General features: G+C 57.7%; 1 protein-coding gene. It reads right to left on the bottom strand.

All coding sequences use genetic code 11. From position 1 onward, the window contains the following. A partial coding sequence (locus tag ACYP03_RS27720; RefSeq protein WP_459782899.1) for a DUF444 family protein occupies positions 1–241 on the bottom strand: 241 nt, incomplete at both ends.

Raw genomic sequence — 241 nt, 5'->3', positions numbered from 1 at the left:
AATCGTCCTGGCCTTCCCCGTCGGGGCTGGCCTGACCATCACCGTCACCCCCTGAACCTGCTCCTCCCTGGGGCCTCTCAATGCGGTCACCAGGGCTGAACTGATCATTACCAGGGTGAACAATTTCCAGTTGCCCGCCGCGTCCCTGATGTATCGCGGGTTCACGGATGTAGCGGGAAGGGATACTGATACTTTCTCCGCTTTCCACTTCAGTGATTGAGCGTTTATTTACCGCGTCAGC

The sequence above is a fragment of the Photobacterium sp. R1 genome (genome assembly GCF_054600795.1).
Note: the sequence above shows the minus strand (reverse complement) of the source record. Positions and strands in the feature narration are given on the sequence as shown.